Origin of the sequence: Actinomadura sp. NPDC000929 (assembly GCF_040492065.1) — a bacterium.
GTDB lineage: Bacteria > Actinomycetota > Actinomycetes > Streptosporangiales > Streptosporangiaceae > Spirillospora > Spirillospora verrucosospora.
In genome coordinates, this window is the sequence record NZ_JBEUPA010000253.1 from 1 (window position 1) to 6,469 (window position 6,469).

A 6,469-nucleotide genomic window follows, 5' to 3' on the forward strand; every position below is an offset into this window, starting at 1 on the left:
CCGGTCGCGCGCGCGGTTGCGGGCCGCCGTGGTGAGCCAGGCGCCCGGGCGGCGCGGGACGCCGTCGCGGGGCCAGCTCGCCAGCGCGGCGGCGAAGGCGTCCTGCGCGCAGTCCTCGGCCAGGTCCCAGTCGCCGGTGGCCGCGATCAGGGTGGCGACGACCTGGCCCCACTCGTCCCGGTACGCCGCGTCGACGGCCGCCCGCACGCGGTCGCCGGGCGCGGTCATTCCCAGAGGGGGCGGATCTCGACGCGGCCCCAGCGCGCGTAGGGGTGGCCGGCGGCGATCTCGATCGCCTCGTCCAGGTCCGCGCACTCGATGATCAGCAGGCCGCCGACGAAGTCCTTGGTCTCGGCGAACGGCCCGTCGGCGACCAGGGTCTCCCCGTCGCGGACCCGAACCGTGGTGGCGTCCGCCACCGGCCGCAGCCGCGCGCCGAGGATCCTGGCGCCGCGCCGGTCCAGATCCGCGTGCCAGGCCTGGTGCCCCGGATCGGCCGCCAGCTCCTCGTTGCTCGGCGAGACCGACTCGTCGTCGCAGATCAGCAGCGCGTACCTCATGCACTGATTCTGCCCAGGGGGGCGACCCCCTGGAACCCCGTCTAGAGCCGGACGATCCTCACGCCACAGTGCGGGTGTGTTGTGTCCGTGCGGGTTCGCCGGTGTCGCTGCGGTCGCCCGGCTCGGCGGGTCGTGCGACCTCCAGGCGCCAGAACGCCTTCCGGCCACCCGACCCGCGCCCCGGCTCAGGCCCACTCCGAGAGCGTTGGACCTGCATGGTTCGCACCCTCTTGGGCTTGTGGCTCAGCCCGGGGCGCGGGCAGGCGCGTGGAGCGAGTGCAGCGAGCGCAACGCGCATGCCCGCCGACGCAGGCGACCGCAGCGACGCCACACCGGCCGTCACAGGCACAGCGAACCGCAACGGCGGCGTGAGGATCGCCTGCGTCGCGACGGGGGTTCCAGGGGGTCGCCCCCCTGGGCCAGCACGGCGTCAGCCCGTGTTCTGGAGGCCGGCGGCGACGCCGTTGACCGACAGCAGGAGCAGGTCCTCCAGGTGGGCGCGCTCCGCGTCGTCCTCCACGCCCGCGCGCAGCGCCTTCAGGGCCCGCAGCTGGAGGTGGGAGAGCGCGTCCACGTAGGGGTTGCGGAGCTCGACCGCGCGGGAGAGGACCCTGCGGTTCTCCAGGAGGCGGTCGTGGCCGGTGACCGCCAGGACGAGGCGGCGGGTGCGGTCGTACTCGGTCAGGACGGTCTCGGAGAGCTCGGGGCGCTCGCCGAGGGCCAGGTAGCGCTCGGCGATCGCCCGGTCGGACTTGGCGAGGCTCATCTCGGCGTTGTCGAGGAGGGTGTTGAACAGCGGCCACGCCTCGTAGGCCTCGCGGAGCTCGGCGAGGTCGCGGCCGTCGTCGGAGACGGCGGCGAGGCCGCTGCCGAGGCCGTACCAGCCGGGGAGGTTGACGCGGGTCTGCGTCCAGGCGAACACCCAGGGGATGGCGCGCAGGTCCTCCAGGCCGCGGGCGGCCTTGCGGCGGGCGGGGCGGGAGCCGATGCGCAGCTCGGCGATCTCCTCCAGGGGGCTGACCCGGGCGAACCAGAGGGCGAAGTCCTCGGTCTCGATGAGGGACCGGAAGGCGGCCCTGGCCGCCTCGCTGATCTTGTCGGCGAGGGGTCGGAAGCGGGCGGCCGCCTCGCGGGCGCGGTCCTGGACGGCGTCGGTCGAGGCGAGCAGGACGGCGCTGGTGACCTGCTCGACGTGCCGCTTGGCGATCTCGGCGTGGCCGTACCGGGCGAAGATGACCTCGCCCTGCTCGGTGACCTTGAAGCGGCCCCCGACCGAGCCCGGCGCCTGCGCCAGGATCGCGCGGTTCGCGGGTCCGCCGCCGCGGCCCAGGGAGCCGCCGCGCCCGTGGAACAGCGTGAGCGTCACGCCGGCCCGGGCCGCCCACGCGGCGAGGGCCTCCTGCGTGTCGTAGAGCCGCAGGGTGGCGCTGGTCGGGCCGAGCTGCTTGGCCGAGTCGGAGTAGCCGAGCATGACCTCCAGGCGGCGGCCGGTGTCCTCCAGGCGGCGCCGCACGGCCGGGATCTCCAGCATCCCGTCGAGGACGGACGGCGCGCGCTCCAGGTCCTCGCCGGTCTCGAACAGCGGGATCACGTCCAGGACGGGGGCGCCCTCGCCGAGGGTCTCGGCGAGGGCGTGCACGTTGGCGATGTCCTCGGCGGAGCGGGTGAAGGAGACGATGTAGCGGTGGCAGGCGCGGACGCCGAACCGCTGCTGGATCCAGGCGATGACCCGGAGCGTCTCCAGGATCTCCTCGGTCATCTCCGAGCGCGGGCCTCCGGAGCGCACCTGCGCGAGGGCCTTCTCGTGCAGCTCGGAGTGCTGGCGGATCTCCAGCTCGGCGAGGTGGAAGCCGAACGTCTCGACCTGCCAGATGAGCTGCTGGACGCGCCCGTACGCCTGCCTGGGGGCGCCCGCGGCGGCGAGGGAGTCCTGGACGGCGCGCAGGTCGGCGAGCAGCTCCTCCGGGGAGGCGTAGGCGAGGTCGGCGTCGCGCTCGCGGGTCGCGGAGATGCGGGCGGCGGCGTGCAGGAGGAACTGGCGGTGCGGCTCTCCGGGCGACCGCTTGGCGGTCTCGCCGAGCAGCCGCGGGTGGGCCGTCCGGGCGGCGGCGAGGGCGTTCAGCAGGTCGCCGGACGCCGGGGTCGTCGACTCGTGGACGGTCAGCTCCCGGCCGATCCGGGCGCACGCCGCCTCCAGGGCGCGCAGGACGTGGTCCGCCTGGATCATGACCGCGTCCCGGGTGACCTGCGCGGTGACGTAGGGGTTGCCGTCGCGGTCGCCGCCGATCCAGCTGCCGAACCGCAGGTAGGGGCGGGCCTTCGGCGGCCGGGCGCCGGAGCCCTCGCCGTCCAGGGCGCGGTCCAGCGACCGGTAGACGTGCGGGACGACCCGGAAGATCGTCTCGTCGAACGCGGCCATCGCGGTGCGGACCTCGTCCAGCGGGTCCATCTGGGAGATCCGGCGCAGCGCGGTCCGCCACAGCAGGTCGATCTCCTCGCGGAGGCTGCGCTCGGTCTCCTCGCGCTCGCTCGCGCCGGGGTCGCCGTTCAGCCGGGCCAGCAGGTCGCTGATCCGCTGGATGGCGGTGACGACCGCGCGGCGGCGGGCCTCGGTGGGGTGCGCGGTGAACACCGGCCGGAACTCCAGGCCCTCGACGACGGCGTCGAGCCGGCCGTCGCCCGCGGCGCGGATCTCCTCGACCGCGGCGGCCACGGACCCGGAGACGGCGCCGCCGGTGTCGCGCTCCCGCAGCGTCCGGATGCGGTGGTGCTCCTCGGCCAGGTTCGTCAGGTGGAAGTACACGGTGAACGCGCGGGCGACCTGCCGGGCGCGCTCCAGCGACCAGCCGTCGACGATCGCGGCGACGTCGTCCCCGCCCGTCTCGCCGCGGCGGGCCGCGATCACCGCGTGGCGGAGCCGCTCGACGTCCTCCAGAAGTCCCGGCCCGCCGTACTCCACGAGGGAGTCGCCGAGCATGGCGCCGAGCAGCCGCACGTCGCGGCGCAGCGGTTCGGGCATGTCCTGCCGGAGGATGTCTCGCGTCTTCGTAGCCACCCGACCAAGGGTAACGAGAGGCCGCGAGGCGCTTCCCCACCGGCCCGCGCCTCCCGCGGGCCCGCGTCCGTCCCGGTCAGCGGGCCCCGGCCGCGAGCGCCGCATCAGCGGGCGGTTACCCTGGCGCGCATGGCGATGGAAGCCCCTGAACCCCCGGTGGACTACGACATCCACACCACGGCGGGAAAGATCGCGGATCTGGAACGGCGCCGCTACGAGGCGGTGCACGCCGGCTCGGCGCGCGCCGTGGAGAAGCAGCACGCCAAGGGCAAGATGACGGCCCGGGAGCGGATCGACGCGCTCCTGGACCCCGGCTCGTTCGTCGAGTTCGACGAGATGGCGCGGCACCGCTCCACCAACTTCGGGATGGAGAAGAACCGCCCCTACGGCGACGGCGTCGTCACCGGGTACGGCACGGTCGACGGACGTCCCGTCGCGGTCTTCAGCCAGGACTTCACCGTCTCCGGCGGCTCCCTCGGCGAGGTCTTCGGCGAGAAGATCTGCAAGGTCATGGACCACGCGGTCACGACCGGCTGCCCGGTGATCGGCATCAACGACTCGGGCGGCGCGCGGATCCAGGAGGGCGTGGTCGCGCTCGGCCTGTACGCGGAGATCTTCAAGCGGAACGTGCACGCCTCCGGCGTCATCCCGCAGATCTCGCTGGTCATGGGGCCGTGCGCGGGCGGGGCCGTGTACTCCCCCGCGATCACCGACTTCATCGTCATGGTGGACCAGACGTCCCACATGTTCATCACCGGGCCGGACGTCATCAAGACGGTCACCGGCGAGGAGGTGACCATGGAGGAGCTCGGCGGCGCCCACTCGCACAACTCGCGCTCCGGGGTCGCCCACTACCAGGGGTCGGACGAGGACGACGCGATCGAGTACGTCAAGGCGCTGCTGTCGTACCTGCCGTCGAACAACCTCTCGGACGCGCCCGCGTTCGACGTGCCCGTCGACCCCTCCGAGGTGGACGAGGAGCTCGACTCCCTCATCCCCGACTCCCCGAACCAGCCGTACGACATGCACACCGCCATCGAGCACGTGCTGGACGACGGCGAGTTCCTGGAGGTCCAGGCGCTGTACGCGCCCAACATCATCGTCGGCTTCGGCCGGGTCGAGGGCCACTCGGTCGGCGTCGTCGCCAACCAGCCGATGCAGTTCGCCGGGACGCTCGACATCGACGCCTCCGAGAAGGCCGCCCGGTTCGTCCGGACGTGCGACGCCTTCAACATCCCGGTGCTGACGTTCGTGGACGTCCCCGGCTTCCTGCCCGGCACCGACCAGGAGTGGAACGGGATCATCCGGCGCGGCGCGAAGCTCCTGTACGCCTACGCCGAGGCCACCGTCCCGCTCGTCACGATCATCACCCGCAAGGCCTACGGCGGCGCCTACGACGTCATGGGGTCCAAGCACCTCGGCGCCGACATCAACCTGGCCTGGCCGACCGCGCAGATCGCCGTGATGGGCGCGCAGGGCGCGGTCAACATCCTGTACCGGCGCGAGCTGGCCGCCGCGGACGACCCCGACGCCCGCCGCGCCGAGCTGATCACCGAGTACGAGGACGCGCTCGCCAATCCCTACATCGCGGCGGACCGCGGCTACATCGACAACGTGATCAAGCCGTCCGAGACGCGCGGGCAGGTCGTGCGGGCGCTGCGGGCGCTGCGCGAGAAGCGCAAGACCCTGCCGCCCAAGAAGCATGGGAACATCCCGCTCTAGCGGGGACACGCCGGGAATGTTGGAGATCTTGTGACCGCCGACAGCAAGCCGTTCCTCCGGGTCGTCCGCGGCGACCCGGGTCCGGAGGAGGTCGCGGCGCTCGTCGCCGTGCTGACCGCCCGCGCCCGGGCGGCCGCCGCGTCCGGCGACGGCGCGGCCCCGCCCGCCCCGTCGCGCTGGGCCGACCGCTCCCGGCTCGTCCGCGCCTCTCTCGCGGGCGGGCCGCGGCCGCGGGGGCCGGGCGCGTGGAGGGCGAGCGGTCTGCCGCGCTGACGCCCGGCGCTGGTCGCGCCGGGCGGCCCCGCGACATCTAAGCGTGGTTCGCACCCGGCAGGGCGCTCCGCACGAATAAGGTGGAAGGCCATGGCCACCTCGGAGTACGTCCCTCAGCCCGCGCGATACGCGATCTTCGTCGACGCGGGGTACCTCTACGCGGCCTCCGGGGCCCTCCTGCTCGGTTGCGGTTCCCGGCGCGAGTACCGGGTCGCCGCGGAGAAGTTGATCAAGGCGCTCACCGACCACGCCGACGAGCAGCGGCGCGGCGAGCTGCTGCGGGTGTACTGGTTCGACGCCGCGCCGAGGCGCCAGCCGACCGTCGACCAGCGGGTGATCGCCAACCTGCCGCTGGTGAAGCTGCGCCTGGGCAACCTGAACGCGCAGGGGCAGCAGAAGGGCGTGGACGCCCAGCTGCGCGCCGACCTGGAGGCCCTGGCCCGGCACCGCGCGATCACCGACGCGGTGCTGCTGGCCGGTGACGAGGACATGCTGCCCGCCGTGGAGGCCGCGCAGCGCTACGGCGTCCGCGTGCACCTGTGGGGCGTGGAGCCGACTCACGGCTCCAACCAGGCCGAGTGGCTGGTGTGGGAGTCCGACACGGTCGAGGTGCTGCCCGCCGAGTTCCTGCGCCCGTACTTCACCAAGGCCAAGGTCCTGCCGGTGCCCGCGCCCGGCTCCGCCGCCGCGGTCCGCGACGCCGCGGCCGCCGCGCAGCGCACCAGCCCCGTCCCGTCGCCGTCGCAGGTGTTCGCGGGACGTCCCCCGGCGTGACGGAGTTGGCTGGACAGCCAGGCGGTGTAGGCCTGGGGGCTCCAGCCTCGTGTCGTGACCAGGGCTCGGTAGTGGGACGGGTCGT

The 6,469-nt window shown here is 73.7% G+C and carries 6 protein-coding genes; 3 read left to right on the forward strand and 3 right to left on the reverse strand.

Annotated features, from left to right (window positions below; translation table 11 throughout):
• From ABWI04_RS41090 to ABWI04_RS41100, 3 genes are all read right to left on the reverse strand, one after another.
• Positions 1 to 228 (reverse strand): sigma factor (locus tag ABWI04_RS41090; RefSeq protein WP_353835795.1); only part of this gene is annotated, 228 nt, incomplete at its 3' end.
• Positions 225 to 560: a YciI family protein gene (locus ABWI04_RS41095; RefSeq protein ID WP_353835796.1), complete on the reverse strand. Its 336-nt coding sequence runs from the start codon at positions 558 to 560 to the stop codon at positions 225 to 227. The genes ABWI04_RS41095 and ABWI04_RS41090, both read right to left, overlap by 4 nt.
• 430 nt (positions 561 to 990) lie before the next feature.
• A complete protein-coding gene (locus ABWI04_RS41100; protein WP_353835799.1) occupies positions 991 to 3,579 on the reverse strand; it encodes a phosphoenolpyruvate carboxylase in 2,589 nt (862 codons plus the stop codon).
• Positions 3,580 to 3,744: 165 nt separating this feature from the next.
• On the opposite strand from ABWI04_RS41100, the gene ABWI04_RS41105 reads away from it, so the two are divergent.
• The 3 genes from ABWI04_RS41105 to ABWI04_RS41115 all read left to right on the forward strand — a co-directional run bounded on the left by ABWI04_RS41105 (position 3,745) and on the right by ABWI04_RS41115 (position 6,384).
• Entirely contained in the window at positions 3,745 to 5,337 is a 1,593-nt protein-coding gene (locus ABWI04_RS41105) for an acyl-CoA carboxylase subunit beta (RefSeq protein ID WP_345187295.1), read from the forward strand.
• A gap of 30 nt (positions 5,338 to 5,367) precedes the next feature.
• Complete coding sequence (locus ABWI04_RS41110) at positions 5,368 to 5,610, forward strand: acyl-CoA carboxylase subunit epsilon (RefSeq protein ID WP_353835797.1); 243 nt, start codon at positions 5,368 to 5,370, stop codon at positions 5,608 to 5,610.
• A 90-nt stretch (positions 5,611 to 5,700) separates the two neighbouring features.
• The gene (locus tag ABWI04_RS41115) at positions 5,701 to 6,384 is read left to right on the forward strand and encodes an NYN domain-containing protein (protein WP_353835798.1); all 684 of its coding nucleotides are present in this window, start codon (positions 5,701 to 5,703) and stop codon (positions 6,382 to 6,384) included.
• The last annotated feature ends 85 nt before the right edge of the window (positions 6,385 to 6,469 follow it).

Excerpts from the sequence above, each read along its gene's own strand:
- ABWI04_RS41095 (WP_353835796.1), bottom strand. The coding sequence starts at position 560 with ATGAGGTACGCGCTGCTGATCTGCGACGACGAGTCGGTCTCGCCGAGC.
- ABWI04_RS41100 (WP_353835799.1), bottom strand. The coding sequence starts at position 3,579 with ATGCCCGAACCGCTGCGCCGCGACGTGCGGCTGCTCGGCGCCATGCTC.
- ABWI04_RS41105 (WP_345187295.1), top strand. The coding sequence starts at position 3,745 with ATGGCGATGGAAGCCCCTGAACCCCCGGTGGACTACGACATCCACACC.
- ABWI04_RS41115 (WP_353835798.1), top strand. The coding sequence starts at position 5,701 with ATGGCCACCTCGGAGTACGTCCCTCAGCCCGCGCGATACGCGATCTTC.